The 19922-nt window shown below is 58.5% G+C and carries 17 protein-coding genes; 6 read left to right on the plus strand and 11 right to left on the minus strand.

Annotated features, from left to right (window positions below):
- A complete protein-coding gene (locus LJX92_RS06130) occupies positions 1–3066 on the plus strand; it encodes an efflux RND transporter permease subunit (RefSeq protein WP_103733444.1) in 3066 nt (1021 codons plus the stop codon).
- A 567-nt stretch (positions 3067–3633) separates the two neighbouring features.
- On the opposite strand, the gene LJX92_RS06135 is transcribed toward LJX92_RS06130, so the two are convergent.
- Genes LJX92_RS06135 through plsB form a run of 3 tightly spaced genes read right to left on the minus strand, consistent with a single transcriptional unit; the run spans position 3634 to position 7322 of the window.
- A complete protein-coding gene (locus LJX92_RS06135; RefSeq protein ID WP_228309422.1) occupies positions 3634–4323 on the minus strand; it encodes a DUF4197 domain-containing protein in 690 nt (229 codons plus the stop codon).
- Positions 4324–4349: 26 nt separating this feature from the next.
- Positions 4350–4751: a YbaY family lipoprotein gene (locus LJX92_RS06140; protein ID WP_216090831.1), complete on the minus strand. Its 402-nt coding sequence runs from the start codon at positions 4749–4751 to the stop codon at positions 4350–4352.
- A 51-nt stretch (positions 4752–4802) separates the two neighbouring features.
- A complete protein-coding gene (gene plsB / locus LJX92_RS06145; protein ID WP_032877465.1) occupies positions 4803–7322 on the minus strand; it encodes a glycerol-3-phosphate 1-O-acyltransferase PlsB in 2520 nt (839 codons plus the stop codon).
- Positions 7323–7502: 180 nt separating this feature from the next.
- Here plsB and LJX92_RS06150 point away from each other — a divergent pair, with 180 nt between their 5' ends.
- Positions 7503–7712 carry a cold-shock protein gene (locus LJX92_RS06150; protein ID WP_003219353.1) on the plus strand — a complete coding sequence of 70 codons (210 nt, stop codon included), beginning with the start codon at positions 7503–7505 and terminating at the stop codon, positions 7710–7712.
- 71 nt (positions 7713–7783) lie between these two features.
- On the opposite strand, the gene LJX92_RS06155 is transcribed toward LJX92_RS06150, so the two are convergent.
- From LJX92_RS06155 to LJX92_RS06170, 4 genes are all read right to left on the minus strand, one after another.
- Positions 7784–8161 (minus strand): hypothetical protein, encoded by a 378-nt coding sequence (locus tag LJX92_RS06155; RefSeq protein ID WP_032877463.1) that lies wholly within the window; start codon positions 8159–8161, stop codon positions 7784–7786.
- Positions 8162–8216: 55 nt separating this feature from the next.
- Positions 8217–9026, minus strand: a complete 810-nt coding sequence (locus tag LJX92_RS06160) for a putative RNA methyltransferase (protein WP_032877462.1) — start codon at positions 9024–9026, stop codon at positions 8217–8219.
- On the minus strand, positions 9026–10177 hold the full coding sequence (gene dapE, locus LJX92_RS06165) for a succinyl-diaminopimelate desuccinylase (RefSeq protein ID WP_005785553.1): 1152 nt from the start codon (positions 10175–10177) through the stop codon (positions 9026–9028). Before dapE ends, LJX92_RS06160 begins: the two co-directional genes overlap by 1 nt.
- Before the next feature lie 254 nt (positions 10178–10431).
- Positions 10432–13023: a glycosyltransferase gene (locus LJX92_RS06170; protein WP_228309423.1), complete on the minus strand. Its 2592-nt coding sequence runs from the start codon at positions 13021–13023 to the stop codon at positions 10432–10434.
- A gap of 217 nt (positions 13024–13240) precedes the next feature.
- On the opposite strand from LJX92_RS06170, the gene tcdA reads away from it, so the two are divergent.
- Complete coding sequence (gene tcdA, locus LJX92_RS06175) at positions 13241–14050, plus strand: tRNA cyclic N6-threonylcarbamoyladenosine(37) synthase TcdA (RefSeq protein ID WP_371920232.1); 810 nt, start codon at positions 13241–13243, stop codon at positions 14048–14050.
- A 403-nt stretch (positions 14051–14453) separates the two neighbouring features.
- Here the strand turns inward: tcdA and LJX92_RS06180 are convergent, their stop codons facing one another.
- The 4 genes from LJX92_RS06180 to LJX92_RS06195 all read right to left on the minus strand — a co-directional run bounded on the left by LJX92_RS06180 (position 14454) and on the right by LJX92_RS06195 (position 17566).
- Positions 14454–14867 (minus strand): SufE family protein, encoded by a 414-nt coding sequence (locus LJX92_RS06180; RefSeq protein WP_228309424.1) that lies wholly within the window; start codon positions 14865–14867, stop codon positions 14454–14456.
- Complete coding sequence (locus LJX92_RS06185; protein WP_228309425.1) at positions 14864–16069, minus strand: aminotransferase class V-fold PLP-dependent enzyme; 1206 nt, start codon at positions 16067–16069, stop codon at positions 14864–14866. The genes LJX92_RS06180 and LJX92_RS06185 overlap by 4 nt, the downstream gene beginning before the upstream one ends.
- Before the next feature lie 68 nt (positions 16070–16137).
- Positions 16138–17172 carry a 2,3,4,5-tetrahydropyridine-2,6-dicarboxylate N-succinyltransferase gene (gene dapD, locus LJX92_RS06190; protein WP_032877456.1) on the minus strand — a complete coding sequence of 345 codons (1035 nt, stop codon included), beginning with the start codon at positions 17170–17172 and terminating at the stop codon, positions 16138–16140.
- Between the two features lie 31 nt (positions 17173–17203).
- On the minus strand, positions 17204–17566 hold the full coding sequence (locus tag LJX92_RS06195) for an ArsC family reductase (RefSeq protein WP_228309426.1): 363 nt from the start codon (positions 17564–17566) through the stop codon (positions 17204–17206).
- Between the two features lie 232 nt (positions 17567–17798).
- On the opposite strand from LJX92_RS06195, the gene LJX92_RS06200 reads away from it, so the two are divergent.
- From LJX92_RS06200 to LJX92_RS06210, 3 genes are read left to right on the plus strand one after another with little or no spacing between them, the layout of a single operon-like run.
- Complete coding sequence (locus LJX92_RS06200; protein ID WP_228309427.1) at positions 17799–18950, plus strand: hypothetical protein; 1152 nt, start codon at positions 17799–17801, stop codon at positions 18948–18950.
- Complete coding sequence (locus tag LJX92_RS06205; RefSeq protein ID WP_228309428.1) at positions 18947–19306, plus strand: hypothetical protein; 360 nt, start codon at positions 18947–18949, stop codon at positions 19304–19306. The genes LJX92_RS06200 and LJX92_RS06205 overlap by 4 nt, the downstream gene beginning before the upstream one ends.
- Complete coding sequence (locus tag LJX92_RS06210) at positions 19294–19911, plus strand: hypothetical protein (protein ID WP_228309429.1); 618 nt, start codon at positions 19294–19296, stop codon at positions 19909–19911. The genes LJX92_RS06205 and LJX92_RS06210 overlap by 13 nt, the downstream gene beginning before the upstream one ends.
- The last annotated feature ends 11 nt before the right edge of the window (positions 19912–19922 follow it).

Below are 19922 nucleotides of genomic sequence, written 5' to 3' on the forward strand. Positions count from 1 at the left end.
ATGGGTTTCAATCTTTCCGAATGGGCGCTGCGTAATCGCCAGATCGTACTGTTTTTGATGATCCTGCTGGCCGTGGTCGGCACCTTGTCCTACACCAAGCTGGGGCAAAGCGAGGACCCGCCCTTTACCTTCAAGGCCATGGTGATCAAGACCAACTGGCCCGGCGCCACGGCCCAGGAGGTGTCGCGCCAAGTTACCGAACGCATCGAGAAAAAATTGATGGAGACCGGTGAGTACGAGCGCATTGTGTCTTTCTCGCGCCCTGGCGAATCCCAGGTCACTTTCATCGCCCGCGACTCGATGCGTTCGGCGCAAATTCCTGAGTTGTGGTACCAGGTGCGCAAGAAAATCAGCGACATCCGCCAAACCTTGCCACCGGATATCCAGGGGCCATTTTTCAACGACGAGTTCGGCACCACCTTCGGCAATATCTACGCCCTGACCGGCGATGGTTTTGACTATGCGGTGCTCAAGGACTACGCCGACCGCATCCAGATTCAGCTGCAACGGGTGCCGGACGTGGGCAAGGTCGAGTTGCTTGGCCTGCAGGACGAGAAGATCTGGATCGAACTGTCCAACCTCAAGCTTGCCACCCTGGGTTTGCCGTTGGCCGCAGTACAGCAGGCGTTGCAGGAACAAAATGCCGTATCGACCGCCGGCTTTTTTGAAACCCCGAGCGAGCGTGTGCAGTTGCGCGTGTCGGGCAACTTCAAAACCGTGGAGCAGATTCGCGACTTCCCGATTCGAGTGGGCGATCGCACCTTTCGTATCGGAGACGTGGCCGATATCCATCGGGGCTTCAACGACCCACCGGCACCGCGCATGCGTTATATGGGCGCGGACGCCATCGGCCTGGCCGTGGCCATGCGCGACGGTGGGGATATTCTGGTACTGGGCAAAGCTCTTGAGAGTGAATTCGCACGCCTGCAAAAGAACCTTCCTGCGGGCATGGAGCTGCGCAAGGTGTCGGACCAACCGGCAGCGGTGAAGACCAGCGTCGGCGAATTCGTCCAGGTGCTCGCCGAGGCATTGGCCATTGTATTGCTGGTGAGTTTTTTCTCCCTCGGTGTGCGCACCGGCATGGTGGTCGCCCTGGCGATCCCGCTGGTACTGGCGATGACATTTGCCAGCATGTATTACCTGGGCATCGGCCTGCACAAGATTTCCCTTGGCGCTCTGGTGCTGGCCCTGGGTTTGCTGGTGGATGACGCGATCATCGCTGTGGAAATGATGGCGATCAAAATGGAGCAGGGCTACGACCGGCTCAAGGCTGCGAGCTTCGCCTGGACCAGCACAGCATTCCCCATGCTCACCGGTACCTTAATCACGGCGGCGGGCTTTTTGCCGATTGCCACTGCGCAGTCGAGCACCGGTGAATACACTCGCTCGATCTTCCAAGTGGTGACCATTGCCTTATTGGCCTCCTGGGTGGCTGCCGTGGTCTTTGTACCGTATCTCGGGGAAAAGCTGCTGCCGGACCTGGCGAAAATTCACGCGGCCAAGCACGGCACCGACGGCCCGGATCCCTACGGCACGCCTTTCTACCAGCGTGTAAGACGTTTGGTGGAGTGGTGTATACGTCGGCGCAAGACGGTCATCGTGTTGACCCTGCTGTTGTTTATCGGCTCGGTCGCGTTGTTCCGCTTTGTACCGCAGCAGTTCTTCCCTGCTTCCGGGCGCCTGGAACTGATGGTCGACCTGAAACTGGCCGAAGGCGCCTCCCTGAGCAACACCGCCGAGCAGGTCAAGCGTCTGGAGGTATTGCTCAAGGCGCACGCGGGTATCGAAAACTATGTGGCCTACGTGGGCACCGGCTCGCCGCGGTTCTACCTGCCGCTGGACCAGCAACTGCCGGCCGCCAGCTTCGCGCAGTTCGTGGTGTTGGCCAACACCATCGAGGAGCGTGAAAGCCTGCGCACCTGGCTGATTGAAACGCTCAACGAGCAGTTCCCCGAGCTGCGCTCGCGGGTCACTCGCCTGGAGAATGGCCCGCCCGTGGGCTATCCGGTGCAGTTTCGCGTGACCGGCGAACACATCGAAGAGGTCCGCGCCCTGGCCCGCAAAGTGGCGGCCAAGGTGCGCGAAAACACCCACGTGGTTAACGTGCATCTGGACTGGGAAGAGCCGAGCAAAATTGTGTATCTGAATATCGACCAGGACCGGGCGCGCGCCCTTGGCGTGAGTACTGCCAACCTGTCGAAATTCCTGCAGAGTTCCCTGACCGGTTCCAGCGTCAGCCAATACCGGGAGGACAACGAATTGATCGAGATCCTCCTGCGCGGTACCGTCCACGAACGCACCGAGTTGTCGCTGCTGCCGAGCCTTGCCGTACCCACTGACAATGGTAAAAGCGTGGCGCTGTCGCAGATCGCCACCCTCGAATACGGTTTCGAAGAAGGCATCATCTGGCACCGCAACCGCCTGCCGACCGTGACCGTGCGTGCCGATATCTACGGCAAGGAACAACCGGCGACCTTGGTGCAGCAGATCCTGCCGACGCTCACAGGTGTGCGTGCCGAACTGCCGGACGGTTACCTGTTGGAAGTGGGTGGCACCGTCGAAGACTCTGCTCGCGGGCAAAACTCGGTGAAGGCCGGCGTGCCGCTGTTCATCGTGGTGGTGCTGACTTTGCTGATGCTGCAATTGCGCAGTTTCTCACGCACGGCGATGGTTTTTCTGACTGCCCCCCTCGGCCTGATCGGTGTGACCTTGTTCCTGCTGGTATTCCGCCAACCCTTTGGCTTCGTCGCCATGCTCGGCACGATCGCGTTGTCGGGAATGATCATGCGTAACTCGGTCATTCTGGTGGACCAGATCGAGCAGGACATCAAGGCCGGACTGGCGCCGTGGCAGGCGATTATCGAAGCGACCGTGCGACGCTTTCGTCCGATTGTGCTGACGGCCCTGGCGGCGGTGCTGGCGATGATCCCACTGTCGCGCAGCGTGTTTTTCGGGCCCATGGCTGTGGCGATCATGGGCGGGTTGATTGTGGCGACGGCGTTGACGCTGTTGTTTTTGCCGGCGTTGTACGCGGCGTGGTTCAGAGTCAGGAAGGAGGTAGCGTAGCGAGGTGTTTGCTGTTTCCCGTACATGTGTTTTTCCGGGTTTCTCTGCCAGGCCGGTGCCTGGCCATCCCCTGATTCCCACCGGGCAGTATTTACATACCGATGCAAACACGCAGTCGCTCAGATGGAACGCTTGCCCTTGTAACTCCACTCAGGCAATGCCTGACGGACAGGCAGAGGACTTGGCACTGCCATGTGGCGGCCAGGCCTTTTCATTGAGTTCATGGAGTTTTACATGTCGTTCTTTAATGCGATTGCGGCTTTCAAAGGGGCTTTTCTCGAGGCCTTGCTGGGTAATCATGCGCCGCGAAATGATTTCGCGGTTACCCAACCGTATAGACCTCATCATGGCAGTTCAGGTCATTACCACCGCCCGCATTTTAGCTATGCCCAACCCACCAGGTATCACAACCCGTCATACCTGCATCAACAACCGGTCAACGGGTATCAATCACCCAGCAGACCTTTGTATCCGCTGTTTCGTTAAACCCGTGACAGGCTTGACCTGAAACAACTGCGCCAAGGCCCGTTACCAGCGGCCTTGGCGCAGTAGGGTCGTAGTGCGGGGTTACAGCGCTCCAAACACCTTCTTTGCCAAACTGGTGGCAGCCGCCGCCGGATTCTTGCGAATCGTCTCTTCCTGCTGCGCAATCATCTTGAACAAACCATCCACCGCTTGCTCGGTCACGTAGTTTTCGACGTTGGCGCTCTTGGCATCCACGGCGCCGAAGGCCGCGGCCTTGCCGGCCAGGGCGTTGTACTGCTGAGCCACGCCGACCTTGTCGGTAGCGGCCTTGACGATGGGCAGGAACTTGGCGCGGATTTCCTCTCGGCTGCTTTTGTTCAGGTATTGGGTGGCAGAGTCCTGACCACCGCTGAGAATGCCCTTGGCGTCGGTCACGCTCATGTTTTTCACCGCATTGACCAGAATCGGCTGGGCCTGGGTCACGGCGGTTTCAGCCGCTGCGTTCATGCTGGTTTCCAGCTGTGTGACCTGGTCACCCATGCCGAACATTTTCAGCTTGTCGGCGACTTTGCCGAGCTTGCCTGGCAGGCCGATTTTTACTTCCGGGTTGTTGCTGAAACCACCGGGCTTGCCCAGTTGTTTGACGGCAATCTGCGCACCTTGGGTCAAGGCATCCTTCAGGCCGCCGCTGGCGTCGCCCTGGGACAGGCTGCCAAGGTCGAGGGCCATGGCGTTGGCACCGAACAGCAAGCCGGCACACAGGGCGGTGAGGCGAAGAGATTTGCGGAGCATGGGCGCTTCCTTATGACGTGAATTGATCAGTGTGCGACCGCATCAACCCGCAGACGCAGCGGCTGTGGATCCTGGCCATTGAGTTGCACGGCGTGCCGCTCTGTAGTGATGAACAGTAGCTTGCCCTCCAGTTCGATGCGAGCGCTGACCGAGTAAGTATGGCCTGGCTTGACCTGGGCCGGGTCATAGCTCAGGTGAAACGGCAGAGGCACCTGGCCTTTGACCGGGCCTTTCTGTTCGGCGAGGGTCACGGCCGGGGCGTCCATGAGGGACACATCTTGCAGGCTGACGCTCAAGGTGGCAGCAGGCGGCAGGGCAATACGTTGCAGATAGAACACTTCGCCGTCGAGGCTGGCTTTTGGGGTTGGGGTCATTGATTGGCAGGCTCCGAGCAGGGCGGTCAGGCCCAGGAGAATGATCTTTTTCATGGTGCAGCTCCTTTTCAACGGCGCCGGAATCCGCCCGGCGCCTCAGTCAATCTAACGGCTTTGTTCAGGTGTGACCGCTTCTGCTTGCGCCAGCGCTTCGGCTGCGCCATCTACGCGGTGCAAGGCCACCTGGCGGATCGACAGGCGAATATCGGCCGGCAGCACGCGTTTGGCGGCGCCTTCAGCCAGTTCGCCGAGCAGGTCGTGATAGCCCAGCTTGCCGGCTTCATCGCGACGCAGCACATCTTGCTCCAGCAACGTCTGAATAAAATGTCGGAAAAGACTCTTGTCGAAGAATTCCGGGGCGTTGAGACCGTGCAGGATTGATAGGCGCTGGGCCATGATCGTGCACAGGTCTTCCAGTTCTTCGGCGCTGATGCTGTTCTGGCCGCTGTTGAGCAGCAGCGATATCGCCATGTAGAACCGTTGCAGGGTCTGGGCGATGCTCTTGGACAACAGCGTCAACAGCACAAATTGTCGCGAACTCGGCGCCGGGCGCAGGTACACAGCGTTTTCGAAGCGCAGCAGGCCTTGTTCGACAAACGCGTCCAGCCACTGGTCGACCACGGTGTCCAACTCTTCCAGCGACCAGCGGATAAACAGCTCCGATTGCAGGTACGGGTAGAGCGCACGGGTGTAGCGCAGGATCTGTTCGCGGCTCATCCGCGAGCTGCTCTGGAAGAAGCTCGCCAGCAACGCCGGCAGGGCGAAGATATGCAGCACGTTGTTGCGGTAGTAGGTCATCAGGACGGCGTTCTGTTCGTCCAGGTAGACAATCTTGCCCAAGGCGTCGCTTTGTTCCGACAGCAGCTTCATGTCCTTGACGTGCTTGATCAGCGCCAGGCCATCGCCCTCCGGCAAGGTCGTGTGGGGCGAGTAGGGAACGCGACGCAGCAGCGCCAGGTACAGGTCGAGCTGGCGCGCCATGGCTTGTTCATCCAGGGCCAGGCGTGTGGTCGACAGCAGGGCCAGGGCCACCAGGTTCACCGGGTTGATCGCCGCGGCTTCGTTCAAGTGCCGCGCCACCTGCTCGCCAAGGCGGTTGGTGGTTTCGTTGAGCCACGCCGGCTTGTAGTTCGGGCCCAGTTCCTGGGCGCGCCAGTCCGGTTGCTCGGCGTCGAGAAATTCGGCCAGCTTGATCGGCTCACCGAAGTTGACCGCGACTTGGCCGAAGCGCTGCTTGAGGGCGCCGACCACTTTGAAAATATCGAAGATCGACTCTTTCTTCTTGCTCGCGCCACGCAATTCGCCGAGGTAGGTGCGGCCTTCGAGCACGCGTTCATAGCCGATATACACCGGCACGAACACGATCGGCATACGCGAGGAGCGCAGGAAGCTGCGCAGGGTAATCGCCAGCATCCCGGTTTTCGGTTGCAGCATACGCCCCGTGCGCGAGCGGCCGCCTTCGACGAAGTACTCCACCGGGAACCCCTTGGTGAACAGGGTGTGCAGGTATTCATTGAACACCGAGGTGTACAGCGGGTTGCCCTTGAAGGTGCGGCGCATGAAGAACGCACCGCCACGGCGCAGCAGGCTGCCGATCACTGGCATGTTGAGGTTGATACCGGCCGCGATGTGCGGCGGGGTCAGGCCGTTCTTGAACAGCAGGTACGACAGCAGCAGGTAGTCGATGTGGCTGCGGTGGCAAGGCACATAGATCACCTCGTAGCCTTGGGCCACCTTCTGCACGCCTTCGATGTTATTGACCTTGATACCGTCGTAGATCTTGTTCCAGAACCAGCTCAGCACCACTTCCAGAAAACGGATCGCGGTGTAGGTGTAGTCCGAGGCAATCTCGTTGCCGTAGCGCAGCGCCAGGGCCTTGGCTTTTTCCGCAGAGATTTTTTCTCGTTCGGCTTCATCAAAAATGGCCTGGCGCACCAGCGGCATATTCACCAGCCCCTTCACCAGGTTACGGCGGTGAGACAGGTCGGGACCGATCACTGCCGTCTTCAGGTTACGAAAGTGCACGCGCAGGATGCGCTGGGCCATGCGCACGGTGCGTTCGTGACCTTTATTGTGCTCGATCAATTCACGCAGGTTGATTGGCGCGGAGAATTGCACGCGGGTCTTGCGCCCCAGGATCAGGATGCTCAGCAACCGGCGCAGACGCCCGGTCACCGCCCAACTGTCGGCAAACAGCAGTTTCCACGGGCTGGACTCGCTTGCAGGAGACTGGCCCCAGAACACGCTGACGGGAATGATTTGTGCATTCTCTTCAGCGTGCTCGGTGAGGGTATTGACCAGGCGTGTCAGGGTGGGCGGTGCACCGCGCTTGTCCTGGCGGCCGAGCCAATCCGGATCCGGCGTGAGATAGAAGAACGCCGCGGGCTCCATCAATGGGCCTACCGACACTGGCAGCACCGGGCGCGGCAAGCCGGCCTTGGTGCACTCGGCATCGACCACCGCCAACTCGGTGAGGGAGGGTGATTGCAGGACGTAGAAAACCGGCCGGCTGCGGTCCAGGTTAAGGGTGAGGGACGACTGGTTGATCGTCTCCGAGCGAACCCAGAGGTACAACAGTCGGCGCAAGGTGCCAAACACCAGACGGCGGAACGGGGAGCGGGTCATAGGCGAACTGCTTCAAGTGGAAAAAACCGAGCAGATGCTCGGGCAGGTAGTGTGCCGTATTCACCGAAAATCGGCAAAAAAGCAGCGATGTAAACTTGAGTTGATGGTTTTTGAGCCTGTCTTATACTCGGCAGTTCAATACGTGCGACTCAACAATAAAAAACCAGTGGGAGTGAACAGATGGCAACGCGCGAAACCGGCAATGTGAAGTGGTTCAACGATGCAAAGGGCTACGGCTTTATCCAGCGTGAAGACGGCAAGGACGTGTTTGTGCACTACCGCGCCATTCGCGGTGAAGGCCACCGCTCGTTGGCCGAAGGCCAGCAGGTGGAATACGCCGTGGTGACGGGGGAGAAGGGCTTGCAGGCAGAGGATGTGGTCGGTTTGTAAGTTCAGCACTGAACCAATGTGGGAGGGAGCAAGCCCCCTCCCACACTTTTGATTGGGTTTACAGATCAGGATCAGGTGGTCTTCCAGGTGATCTGCTCTTCACCGTCTACGCTGATGCGAATCCAGGTATCGGCACTTTCCTCGCCTTCTTCCTCAACCCACGTCCCCGGTGCGCAGCGCACTTCAACATTCAATGCGGCAAACGCGGCGCGGGCGCAGGCGATGTCGTCGTCCCACGGGGTCTGGTCGCTTTCCAGGTACAGGCTGTTCCATTTGCCTACAGCCTTGGGTAGCCAGGTAACTGGCACGCTGCCGGCCTTGCACTTGTAGGTCTGGCCTCTCTGGACCCAGTCGGAGCAAGGGCCCAGGGCGGCGCCCAGCCAGGCGGCGATGGCCTTGTGATCGACGTCGGCGTCTTTCAGGTAAATCTCGATATCGGGTTGGCGCATGGATGTTCCTCGTTGCGGGATTCGAAAATCCATTCGCGGATATTTGTAAAGTCAGCTATTGAAGCACGAAATAATCGTAGCGCATCGACACCGTGACCTGCAGCGGCTCGGCCGCCTCGATCACTTCGGCGCGGCGCTCGGCACTGGCCCGCCAGCCATGAGGCGTCATGGCCAGCAGGTTGGCGCGGTCTGCAGGCTCGGCCAGGCTCAGGGTGAACTCAAGGGTTTCACTGTGCGCCAGGCTCATGCCCTCCGGCACCAGGGCCAGGTGTTTATCATCGGTGTACTCGCGCACTTCGTCGTACAGGCGCTCGCGCAGTTCCATCAAGTGGCCGCTGGTCGGGCCGACCTTCATCAAGCCGCCGCCGGGGCTGAGCAGGCGCTTGGCTTCTTGCCAGTCCAACGGGCTGAACACGCTCGCGAGGAACTGGCAGCTGGCATCGGCCAAGGGTACTCGGGCCATGCTGGCGATCAACCAGGTCAGCGCCGGGTTGCGTTTGCACGCGCGCTTGACCGCTTCCTTGGATATATCCAGGGCATAGCCATCGGCGTCGGGCAGCGCCTCGGCGATTTGCGCGGTGTAGTAACCCTCGCCACAGCCGATGTCGACCCAGCGCTGCGGTGCGCGCTCGGCGGCCAGCTCGGCCAGGCGCTTGGCCACCGGGGCGTAGTGCCCGGCGTTGAGGAAGTCACGGCGTGCCTCGACCATGGCCAGGTTGTCGCCCGGGTCGCGGCTGTTCTTGTGCTGCACCGGCAACAGGTTCAGGTAGCCCTGGCGCGCACGGTCGAAACGGTGCCCGACCGGGCACGCCACGCCATTGTCCACCGCGTTGAGCGGTGCGCTGCAAATGGGGCAGGCAAGCATCAGGCGAGCAACTTGATCAGGGTCTGGTAATAGATTTCGGTCAGCACATCGAGGTCGCTGGCCAGGATGCGTTCGTTGACCTGGTGGATGGTCGCGTTGACCGGGCCCAGCTCGACCACCTGGGTGCCCAGCGTGGCGATAAAGCGCCCATCGGAAGTACCGCCGCTGGTGGACGCCTTGGTCTCACGCCCGGTGATCGCCTTGATACTGGCAGATACTGCATCCAGCAGCGCACCCGGCTCGGTGAGGAACGGCAGGCCCGACAGCGCCCAATCCACATGCCAGTCCAGGCCATGTTTATCCAGGATGGCCGCGACCCGCTGTTGCAGGCCCTCGACGGTGGATTCGGTCGAGAAGCGGAAGTTGAACACCGCCGTCAGGTCGCCGGGGATCACGTTGGTGGCGCCGGTGCCGGAATTGAGGTTGGAAATCTGGAAGCTGGTCGGCGGGAAGAAGGCGTTGCCGTCATCCCAATGCTCGGCAGCCAACTCGGCCAGAGCCGCTGCAGCCAGGTGGATCGGGTTCTTCGCCAGGTGCGGGTAAGCCACGTGGCCCTGTACGCCGCGTACGGTCAAGGTGGCACCGAGGGAGCCACGACGGCCGTTCTTGACCACATCGCCCACCAGGGTGGTGCTCGACGGTTCGCCGACGATGCACCAGTCCAGGCGTTCCTTGCGTGCAGCCAGGCGTTCGATTACGGCCTTGGTGCCGTGATGCGCCGGGCCTTCTTCGTCGCTGGTGATCAGGAAGGCGACCGAGCCCTTGTGGTCCGGGTAGTCGGTGACAAAGCGTTCCGCCGCCACCAGCATCGCCGCCAGGCTGCCTTTCATGTCTGCCGCGCCACGGCCGCAAAGCATGCCGTTTTCATCGATCAAGGCGTCGAATGGGTCGTTCTGCCAGGCCTGCACCGGGCCGGTCGGCACCACGTCGGTATGGCCGGCGAAGCACAGCACCGGGCCTTCGTGCTTGCCGTGGGTGGCCCAGAAATTGTCTACGTCTTCGATACGCATCGGTTCAAGCGCAAAACCGGCGTCGCCCAGGCGCTGCATCATCAGCTTCTGGCAATCGGCATCGATCGGCGTGACCGAGGGGCGACGGATCAGGTCGATGGCCAGTTGAAGGGTCGGCGAAAGGTCGGCATGGGCCGTCATGGGGAAACTCCGGAAAGCGTGTGATGGGCGCAGGACGAATGTGGAAATATCGAGCCTGGAGCGACGCAATTCCAATGTGGGAGCTGGCTTGCCTGCGATAGCATCACTGCGGTGTGCCTGTCAGACCGCGGCGTCTGCATCGCAGGCAAGCCAGCCCCCACATAGAATTGGGCCAGGCCAAGTCTCACAAAAGGGCCGTTATCTTATAGCAAAACGGCGGCCAGAGGCCGCCGTTTAGTGCATTGCGCAAGTTTTTACACAGCCGTGGCGGGCTCAGCCTTCGGCGCCGGTTTCGGCAGCGACGACAAGAACGCCATGATCAGCGCAGCCACGTAGGGCAGCGACTGCACCAGCAACATCACGACCCAGAAGCGAATGTCATTGCTTGGCAGGCCCTGCACCAGGTAGATCCCCAGCGCGGCGCCCCACAGCAGCAGCATGATGAACATTTCTTCGCGGGCTTCAGAGATCGCTACCCAGAAGCCATGGTTGTCCGCGTTTTTCGGCGTGCGAAAGAACGGAATGCTGGTGGTGAAGAAGCCATACAACACCGCCTTGGCGATGGTATGGGACAACGCCAACCCGGCCAGGGCCGCGCAGAACGCATCTTTCAAGTTCACCCCTACGGCACGACGGTAGAGGAAGATGATCTTGCCGACCTTGAACACGAACAACGCCAACGGCGGGATTGCGAAAATCAGCAACGGCGGGTCGACCCGTGTCGGCACGATGATCATCGCCGCCGACCACAACAGCGCGCCGACGGTAAAGAAGATGTTCATGCCATCCGCTACCCACGGCAACCAGCCCGCGAGGAAGTGGTAGCGCTGGCCGCGAGTCAATTCGGTGTCTTTGCCACGTATCAGGCTGGCGGTGTGACGCTTGATAATCTGGATCGCGCCGTAGGCCCAGCGGAAACGCTGTTTCTTGAAGTCGATAAAGGTATCCGGCATCAGGCCCTTGCCGTAGCTGTCGTGGTAGTACGCTGCCGACAAGCCTTTCTCGAACACGCGCAGGCCCAGTTCGGCGTCTTCACAGATGCACCAGTCGGCCCAGCCCAGTTCCTCAAGCACCGAGCGACGGGTCATGGTCATGGTGCCGTGCTGGATGATCGCGTCACGGTCGTTGCGGGTAACCATGCCGATATGGAAGAAGCCTTTGTATTCGGCGTAGCAGAGCTTCTTGAAGGTGCTTTCGTTCTGGTCGCGGTAATCCTGGGGCGACTGCACCACCGCGATTTTCGGATCGGCGAAGTGCGGCACCATGTGCTTGAGCCAGTTGGGTGACACGCAGTAGTCCGAGTCGATCACCGCGATCACTTCGGCATCCTTGGCGGTGTGCGGGATCAGATAATTCAACGCGCCCCCCTTGAAACCAGCCAGGGGTGCGACGTGGAAAAACTTGAAGCGCGGGCCCAGGGTTTCGCAGTAGTCGCGCACCGGTTCCCATACCGCCTGGTCCTTGGTGTTGTTGTCGATGATCAGGACTTCGTAGTCCGGATAGTCGAGGGCAGCCAGGGCGTCGAGGGTCTGTTTGACCATCTCTGGTGGCTCGTTGTAGCACGGCACGTGGATCGACACTTTCGGACGGTAGTCCGAATCGCCTTCTACCGGCAGGAATTCACGCCGGCGCTTGTGGGTCCATACCGCTTCCGCCAGTTCGTGGGCTTCGGTCAGCAACACGATAAATACGCCGAGAGCACCGAGGGCCAGCAACACGCCGACTATCAGGCTGAACCAGGTGCTGTATTGCTGGCTGTAGTCGTAGCCGATCCATACCAGTACCGACCCGCACAGAAACGCAATAAAGGTCAGGAAGGTCCGGCCCCGCTGGCGCAGCGCCGAGCCGTCGATCATCAACAGGGTCAGGGACAGCAGTGCAAGCACCACCGAGCCGATGGCCAGCACCCGCCATTGCGGGATAGCAACGACCGGGCCTTCAAAATTGAATTTCTGCTGGCGCGCGGCGTTGAACACGCCCCAGTAAGCACCTGCCGAGCCTTCGTCACTGACTTTCCACGGCTGATCGAAGGCCTCGATCACGAAGTAGTTGTAACCCTGGCGGTTAAGCTTGTTTACCAGCGTGCGCAGGTAAATGGCCTGGTCAGCCGGCGACGATTCATTACCACCGCGCATACGGCCGTTACTCGGCCAGCCAACTTCCGACAGCAGCAGCGGCTTTTTCGGGAAGGCTTTCTTCAGATCCTTGGCACGGTCGAGTACGTACTGGCCGGCCTTGTCCATCGGGATGTACTCCCAGAACGGCAGGATGTGCGCGGCGATCAGGTCGACGTGCTTGGCCAGTTGCGGGTTCTTTTCCCAGATGTGCCATTGCTCGGAAGTGGTCACCGGCACTTTCACGGCAGCGCGCACGCGGTCCAGCAACACAATCAGCGCTTCAGGGGTGATTTCGTCACGGAACAAGGCTTCGTTGCCGACCACCACGCGCACGACACTGCGCGAGTTATTGGCGATCTCGATGGCACGCTGGATTTCACGCTCGTTGCGTTCAAGGTCCGGGCTGATCCAGATCCCCAGGGTCACGCGCAGTCCGAACTCTTCGGCCAGCTTGGGGATTTCGCCCAGGGAGCCATCGACCGAGTAGGTACGGATGTTGTCTGTCAGCTTGCTCATGATCGCAAGGTCCTGACGCATCTGCTCTTCAGTCGGAAACTGATTCTTCTGCGGGTACTGGCCTTGCTGGAACGGCGAGTAGGAAAACCCGGAGATCTGTTCAGGCCAGTTGGGAGCGGTGACCGGGCGGTTGATCAGCGCCCAGAAACCGGTGAACAGCGCGGCGATGGCCAGCACGATCACCAGGTTGAGTCCAAATTTACGCGATGCCATGGTTATGTCAGGTTCCAAAAGGTGCGGAACGAAAAGAGGTGTCGGCCTACGCCGAACGGCGCGCATCCTACACCGGCCTTTCCCTGAGCGTATAGCAGACAGAGAAAAGCCGGACGTTAGTCTGCGAAAGTCCACCTAAGTTCTTTACTTGTAGCTGGAAGCTTCGAACTTGTCGCGCTGTAGTCCATAATGCGCGCCGGTTTTTGGGGTAATGATCATGAGTACAGAAGATCCGCGGTTTGCAGGCGTCGCCCGCTTGTACGGCATCGAAGGGCTGGAACGCTTGAAAGCGGCCCACGTGGCGATTGTCGGCGTCGGCGGCGTGGGCTCCTGGGCGGCGGAAGCGATCGCCCGTTGCGGGGTGGGCGAGATTTCGCTGTTTGACCTGGACGATGTCTGCGTGAGTAACAGCAACCGCCAGTTGCACGCCCTGGACAGCACCGTGGGCAAGCCCAAGGTCGAAGTGATGGCCGAGCGCCTGCGAGGCATCAACCCGGATTGCACCGTGCATGCCGTGGCGGATTTCGTCACCCGCGACACCATGGCCGAGTACATCACCCCGAACATCGACTGCGTGATCGACTGCATCGACGCCGTCAACGCCAAGGCGGCGCTGATTGCCTGGTGCAAGCGCCGCAAGATCCAGATCATCACCACCGGCGGCGCTGGCGGGCAGATTGACCCGACGCTGATCCAGGTGTGCGACCTGAACCGCACCTTCAATGACCCGCTGGCCTCGAAGGTGCGCTCCACACTGCGGCGGGACTACGGTTTCTCGCGCACAGTGACTCGCCATTACAGTGTGCCCTGCGTGTTTTCCACCGAGCAGCTGCGCTACCCCAAGCCGGATGGCAGCATCTGTTTGCAGAAGAGTTTTGTTGGCGACGGCGTAAAGTTGGACTGCGCGGGCGGGTTTGGCGCGGTGATGATGGTGACGGCTACCTTCGGGATGGTGGCGGCGACCAAGGCGGTGGACAAGATTGTGGCTGGGGTGCGCAGACCTTCGGAGCGGGTCAAGCCCCTCTGAGTCTCAGACCGTTCAAAATGTGGGAGGGGGCTTGCTCCCGATGGCGGCCTCAGGGCCGACCAGGATGTTGGATTAGACCGAGTACATATCCGTTATTTAGGTAACGGCCGCTATTGGTTCCGCTTTTACAGCGGGTCACTTTTGGAAAAGAGCCCGGAATGCCGGCCCAGCCAAAAGTAACCAAAAGGGCTCTTGCCCCACCACTCGGCACCTCGCTTAGGCTCGGTGTGCCCGCAATCCGCCATGGATTTGGGCCAGCGTGGTTTAACGGGGCGCCTAAGATCGAGATCAAGAGCGGCTCGCTTCGCATCGTGGTTACCGTCGGTTGCTATCAAGTTGGAGTGTCAGATTGATAGATCTGGTGGCTGATACGCCGCCATCGGGAGCAAGCCCCCTCCCACATTCAGTTTTGTGTATTGCTTAGTTCGCGCATACGTTGCAGGACTGCATTCAAGCCGTTGGTGCGTGATGGTGACAGCTGCCGGGACAGGCCCAGTTGGGCAAACCAACCCGGCAAATCCACCGCTTGCAGTTCATCAGCCGACAACCCATTGACCCGCGCCAGCAACAGCGCCACCAACCCGCGAATCATTCGCGCCTCGCTGCTGGCAGCAAACTGCCAATGGCCGTCCTGCAAATGCCCCACCAACCACACCAGGCTTTCACAGCCTTGCACCAGGTTGGCGTCGACCTTTTCATCATCCGCCAACGCGGGCAGTCGCTCGCCCCATTGCATCAGCATCCGCGCGCGCTGCTCCCAACCGCCGACAGCCTGGAATGCCTGCAGCGCAGCCATCGCGTCCACTGGCAAGCTCATCGCAACATATCCAGCGCCTGGTCCAACGCTTCAAAGAAGCGCTCCAGGTCATCGGAGTCGTTGTACAGCGCCAGGGACACTCGAATGGCGCCGGATAAGTGCATGGCCTTGAGCAGTGGCATTGCACAGTGATGCCCGGCGCGCACGGCGATGCCTTGCTCGGTCAACAGGTGAGCCAGGTCGGCGTTATGCACACCGTCCACCACAAAGCTCACCAGCGCTGCTTGCGGTGATCCCAGTACGCGCACGCCATTGCGTGCTTTCAGCCCGCGCAGCAAATAGTCGTGCAGTGCCGCTTCATGGGCGGTCACGGCGTGCTGATCCAGTGAGCTCAGGTAATCCAGGGTGGCACCCAGGCCGATCACGCCGGCAATGGGCGGCGTACCGGCTTCGAACCCCAGTGGGGCAGGGCGGAAGCTGGCGCCTTGATAATCTGCCTGCTGCACCATCTCGCCGCCAAACTGCCAGTGGCGCAGGTGATGCAGGGCAGCGTTGCGACCGAACAGCACGCCGACGCCGTCCGGGCCGTAGAGCTTGTGGCTGGAAAATACGTAGAAATCGCAGCCCAGGGCCTGTACGTCGTGGCGACCATGCACGATGCCTTGGGCGCCATCCACAACAGTCAGGGCACCGTTTGCCTGGGCCAGCGTCAGTAGCGCTTCCAGCGGCTGCCAGGTGCCCAGCACGTTGGACAACTGGCTCACCGCCAGCAGGCGCGTGCGCGGGCCGATCAATGATGCGGCGGCTTGCAGGTCGATCACGCCGTCATCGTCCAGGGGCAATACCACCAGCGTCAGCGCACGCCGTTTGGCCAATTGCTGCCAGGGCAACAGGTTGGCGTGGTGTTCCAGGGCACTGATGGCTATCTCATCGCCCGCATTGAATAGGTGCTCAAGGCCATAGGCCAAGAGGTTCAGCGCAGAGGTTGCGCCGTGGGTGAATACGACCTGCCCGCTGTCGCCTGCATTCAACCACTGCGCGACCTTGCTGCGACTGTCCTCAAAGGCTTGGGTCGCATGGGCCCCCGGCAAATGCTGGGCGCGGTGCACATTGGCTGCGCCATTGGCGTAGTAATGGCTGATGGCATCCAGCAGGGCCTGGGGTTTTTGGGCGGTGGCGGCGCTGTCCAGATAGGTCTGGTCTTGCCTTTGCAGGGTGGCGATCGCCGGGAAATCGGCGCGCCAGGGGGAGGGCACAAGCATGGTGATCAAGACTCGTATAAGCGGGCCGCACCCGAAGGTGCGGCCCGCTAGTGGCATCGAGTGGCTGCTTAGTTGTGAGCGTGCAGCGCTTCGTTCAGTTCGATGGCCGATTTGTGGGTTTTGCACTCCACGGCACCGGTCTCGGAATTGCGGCGGAACAGCAGGTCCGGTTGACCGGCCAACTCGCGCGCCTTGACCACCTTGACCAACTGGTTCTGCTCGTCAAGCAGCGCAACCTTGGTGCCGGCGGTGATGTACAGGCCCGACTCCACGGTGTTGCGGTCGCCCAACGGGATACCGGTGCCGGCGTTGGCGCCAATCAGGCAGCCTTCGCCCACCTTGATCACGATATTGCCGCCGCCCGACAGGGTGCCCATGGTAGAGCAGCCGCCGCCCAGGTCCGAACCCTTGCCGACGAACACGCCTGCCGATACACGGCCTTCGATCATGCCTGGGCCTTCGGTGCCGGCGTTGAAGTTGACGAAGCCTTCGTGCATCACGGTAGTGCCTTCGCCCACGTAGGCGCCCAGGCGGATACGCGCAGCGTCAGCGATGCGCACGCCGGCCGGTACCACGTAGTCGGTCATTTTCGGGAACTTGTCCACCGAGAACACTTCCAGCAGCTCGCCACGCAGACGCGCTTCGAGCTGGCGCTCGGCAAGTTCGGCGATGTCGATGGCGCCCTGGCTGGTCCAGGCCACGTTCGGCAACTGCGGGAACACGCCTGCCAGGTTCAGGCCGTGAGGCTTGACCAGGCGATGGGACAGCAAGTGCAGCTTGAGGTAGGCCTCTGGCGTGGAGGTCAGCGCGGCGTCTTCGGCCAGCAGTGTGGCAACCAGTGGGGTGTGGCTTTCAGCCAGGCGATTCAGCAACGCGGCTTGGGTGGCGTCGACGTTCTTGAGTGCATCTGCCAGTTGCAGCGCTTGGCTGATGGTGAACGTGATCGCCTGGTTGCCCTCGGTGTAACCCAGGATCGGCGCAATGGCGGCAACGATCTCGGCCGACGGGTTGAGCAACGGTTGTGCGTAAAACACTTCCAGCCAAGCGCCTTGGCGGTTCTGAGTGCCGACGCCGAAGCCCAGGCTGAACAGGGAATTGGACATGCTGTTACCTCTACAAAAATGGAAGGCTGGCCTACTTGAGGGCCGCCGAATAACTATCTGGCTTGAAGCCAATCAGGGTTCTGTCACCGAGATCAAGCACCGGGCGCTTGATCATCGAGGGTTGTGCGAGCATCAATTCAATGGCTTTCGACTGATCGAGATCGGCTTTGCGTTCGTCTTCGAGTTTGCGAAAGGTGGTGCCCGCACGGTTCAAAACCACCTGCCAACCGTGCTCGTTGCACCATTGGGTCAAGTGTTCACGGTCGATACCGGCCGTTTTGTAGTCATGGAACTCGTAGCTCAGCGCGTGCTCATCGAGCCAGGTGCGCGCCTTTTTCATGGTGTCGCAGGCTTTGATGCCGTAAAGATGTAAGTGCTTGATTTCATTGGGCATAAAATCCTCCCCAAAACTTCCCCAATATCGCCCAAAAATTCAGCCATTGATTATGCCACGTCATTCCAGTGAGCGCTTCGGTCACCATCGATGATTGACGGGCGATCAAGACGATATCGTGACGCATACAGGCCGAGCATTTTGCTTTCATTTCGCGTCACTCAATGGTAGAAAAGCGCGATTTGACGCTCACAATTTGTTAGCGCCGCCTGCCTAAAGGGATTTTCTGCCAATGGTTTTCGATGCCAATGCGTTCACTTCTTTTGTTTCGAATATAGACAAAAGAATTCCGCTCCCTGATTTTGCCTCGCGGTTGAGAGAGCTTGATCTCCCTGTCTCTAATTCTTGGTCGAAAACCGTAGCGGCACTGATCGAAATGGCGGAAGATCCCAAGATTACGGGCGATACAATTGATTCTTTGAATAATGTTGTTTCGTGGCTGTCGGAGTATTTCAGGTATTCGGCAAAGGCTGTGTTTGTTTATGATCTTCCCGTATCTAGTTTCGGTGGGCTTGAAAATTTGGCTGCCGAATTTCGCAAAAATTTAAAACATACTGGCGTGCTTAGAGATCATCCTTATAAGTTTCCAGCCCTAATGGATAGGGTTGAACTTGAAGGCTTTAATGGTCGCACTATCTTGCGGAAGGTTTTTCGCCAGTCTGGGAGTCTTTCATTTGTATTCTCGTCGGTGCGCGAATTCCAGATTAAAGAGACTATCGCCATATCAAGAGCTGACGCTCAGGCAGTTGGTAAACTGGATGGTTACTCAAAAGTGGTCGGGTTCAGATCTGCGCTTCACGAGCAGATAGACGTGGTAAGGTTTAGATGGTCAGGCACAGCTGCCGCGTTCCAACCTACTATAGAAATGATTTTGGATGTGACCAAACCAGGCGGAAGTATGCTGAATTCGAATGAGATTCTCATTCGGTCTAGAGAATACCGCTCTATTATTACTGGTAGTTTGCTCAGATATAATCGAGCATTTGTAATGCCTGCTGAATTAAATTTCTTTCCGGTAATACAAAAGATATATAACTCTAGGGAGGGCAACGTCTGTGAGCTCGGATTTGTAACGATGATAGGGAATTCGATGAAAACGGAGAAAATGAAAAGGAATTCTGCCGACCTGCGTACTGAAACCTGGCATGCGGGAGCTATGGTTGCTATAGCATCTGCACCAACACCTGATACAATTGATATTTACAAACTCAATGTCAGCTGGAGAATTGCTATGAGTGACGATGAGCCCGTTCTATCTATTCCAGGTAGTTACAGAGCTTTGAGCACTTCAAGCATAGACCATGCCATTGTATTGGGCTGTACAGGCCGTTCGTCGTTCGATTTTACCTATGGTCGATTAATGACATTTGCAAGGATGCCATGAGAATTAATCCAGATAGCCGAGAGGCGGTCGTTTTAATTAACGACGCCAAGAGAATACTTTTTGATTACAGGCAGAGAACCCTAACGTTCGCTGCTTTGGAAAGGTTGTTCTCTCCGATTGAAGTTAAAGACCTGGCTCTTCGGGTTGAGCTCCTTTGTAATAAGTCAGTAGGTGTGCTTGAAAAAGAATTCTACTATGAGGATGAGGCTGGACGTCCACTTTTGATTCCATCAGAGTACGTTAAACATTATTTTTTAACGGGGTCTCTTTCCCATCCTGAAACTAGAATGGAAATTGATGATGTTTCTGAAGATCAGATAATAATAGAATTTTTGGTGCGCCAATGGATAGGTTAGATATAAAGTCTGTATCAAAAAAAACAGATCTTATGCCAGTTCTTCGTTCTGCGCTCAGCGATTACATTGAATGTTATGGTGATTTTGTAAGCGTAGTTGAGACAAGGCTCGGGCAAATATCAAAGGAAATGGTGCGTAGTTGTAACTATTTTCAGGAAAAGTCCGAAGACGAAATTACCTTTCATATTATTTCGCACTTCAAGGGCTGGGGTTTTTGGGCTCAACATGACTCTATGATAGGGGGGCATGTAGATATAAGTATTGAGTACGATGATTATCTATGGATGGCTGAAGCTAAAATCCATAGTAGCTATTTGACTCTGCAACGTGGTTGGGAGCAGCTGAACTCAAGATACTCCACGGGGATGAAGGATGAGGATCGCGGTGCATTTCTGATTTATAACTTCAATAAAAATGCACTGAGCGTTACTAAGGAGTGGCGGTTGAGGCTTCAGGAGTTTTATCCAGATTTAACATTCGCTCCTTACAACGAGCAAGATTTAGACTTTAGAACGAATGGAAAGCATGTTAAGTCTGGAAGGGATTTTTTTGTGACTCATTTTAATATCCCTCTTCATTTTGATCCGAAAGATAGAGAAATGTAGGATCACTCGGC

Origin of the sequence: Pseudomonas sp. HN8-3 (assembly GCF_020790195.1) — a bacterium.
In the GTDB taxonomy this organism is placed as follows: Bacteria; Pseudomonadota; Gammaproteobacteria; order Pseudomonadales; family Pseudomonadaceae; genus Aquipseudomonas; species Aquipseudomonas synxantha_A.

Bases quoted from the DNA above. Each gene is read 5' to 3' on its own strand.
- LJX92_RS06200 (WP_228309427.1), top strand. From the start codon at position 17,799: ATGGTTTTCGATGCCAATGCGTTCACTTCTTTTGTTTCGAATATAGAC.
- LJX92_RS06205 (WP_228309428.1), top strand. From the start codon at position 18,947: ATGAGAATTAATCCAGATAGCCGAGAGGCGGTCGTTTTAATTAACGAC.
- dapE (WP_005785553.1), bottom strand. From the start codon at position 10,177: ATGACGGCCCATGCCGACCTTTCGCCGACCCTTCAACTGGCCATCGAC.
- LJX92_RS06150 (WP_003219353.1), top strand. From the start codon at position 7,503: ATGGCAACGCGCGAAACCGGCAATGTGAAGTGGTTCAACGATGCAAAG.
- tcdA (WP_371920232.1), top strand. From the start codon at position 13,241: ATGAGTACAGAAGATCCGCGGTTTGCAGGCGTCGCCCGCTTGTACGGC.
- LJX92_RS06210 (WP_228309429.1), top strand. From the start codon at position 19,294: ATGGATAGGTTAGATATAAAGTCTGTATCAAAAAAAACAGATCTTATG.
- LJX92_RS06140 (WP_216090831.1), bottom strand. From the start codon at position 4,751: ATGAAAAAGATCATTCTCCTGGGCCTGACCGCCCTGCTCGGAGCCTGC.
- LJX92_RS06180 (WP_228309424.1), bottom strand. From the start codon at position 14,867: ATGAGCTTGCCAGTGGACGCGATGGCTGCGCTGCAGGCATTCCAGGCT.
- LJX92_RS06170 (WP_228309423.1), bottom strand. From the start codon at position 13,023: ATGGCATCGCGTAAATTTGGACTCAACCTGGTGATCGTGCTGGCCATC.
- dapD (WP_032877456.1), bottom strand. From the start codon at position 17,172: ATGTCCAATTCCCTGTTCAGCCTGGGCTTCGGCGTCGGCACTCAGAAC.
- LJX92_RS06155 (WP_032877463.1), bottom strand. From the start codon at position 8,161: ATGCGCCAACCCGATATCGAGATTTACCTGAAAGACGCCGACGTCGAT.
- LJX92_RS06160 (WP_032877462.1), bottom strand. From the start codon at position 9,026: ATGCTTGCCTGCCCCATTTGCAGCGCACCGCTCAACGCGGTGGACAAT.
- LJX92_RS06185 (WP_228309425.1), bottom strand. From the start codon at position 16,069: ATGCTTGTGCCCTCCCCCTGGCGCGCCGATTTCCCGGCGATCGCCACC.
- LJX92_RS06130 (WP_103733444.1), top strand. From the start codon at position 1: ATGGGTTTCAATCTTTCCGAATGGGCGCTGCGTAATCGCCAGATCGTA.
- LJX92_RS06195 (WP_228309426.1), bottom strand. From the start codon at position 17,566: ATGCCCAATGAAATCAAGCACTTACATCTTTACGGCATCAAAGCCTGC.
- plsB (WP_032877465.1), bottom strand. From the start codon at position 7,322: ATGACCCGCTCCCCGTTCCGCCGTCTGGTGTTTGGCACCTTGCGCCGA.
- LJX92_RS06135 (WP_228309422.1), bottom strand. From the start codon at position 4,323: ATGCTCCGCAAATCTCTTCGCCTCACCGCCCTGTGTGCCGGCTTGCTG.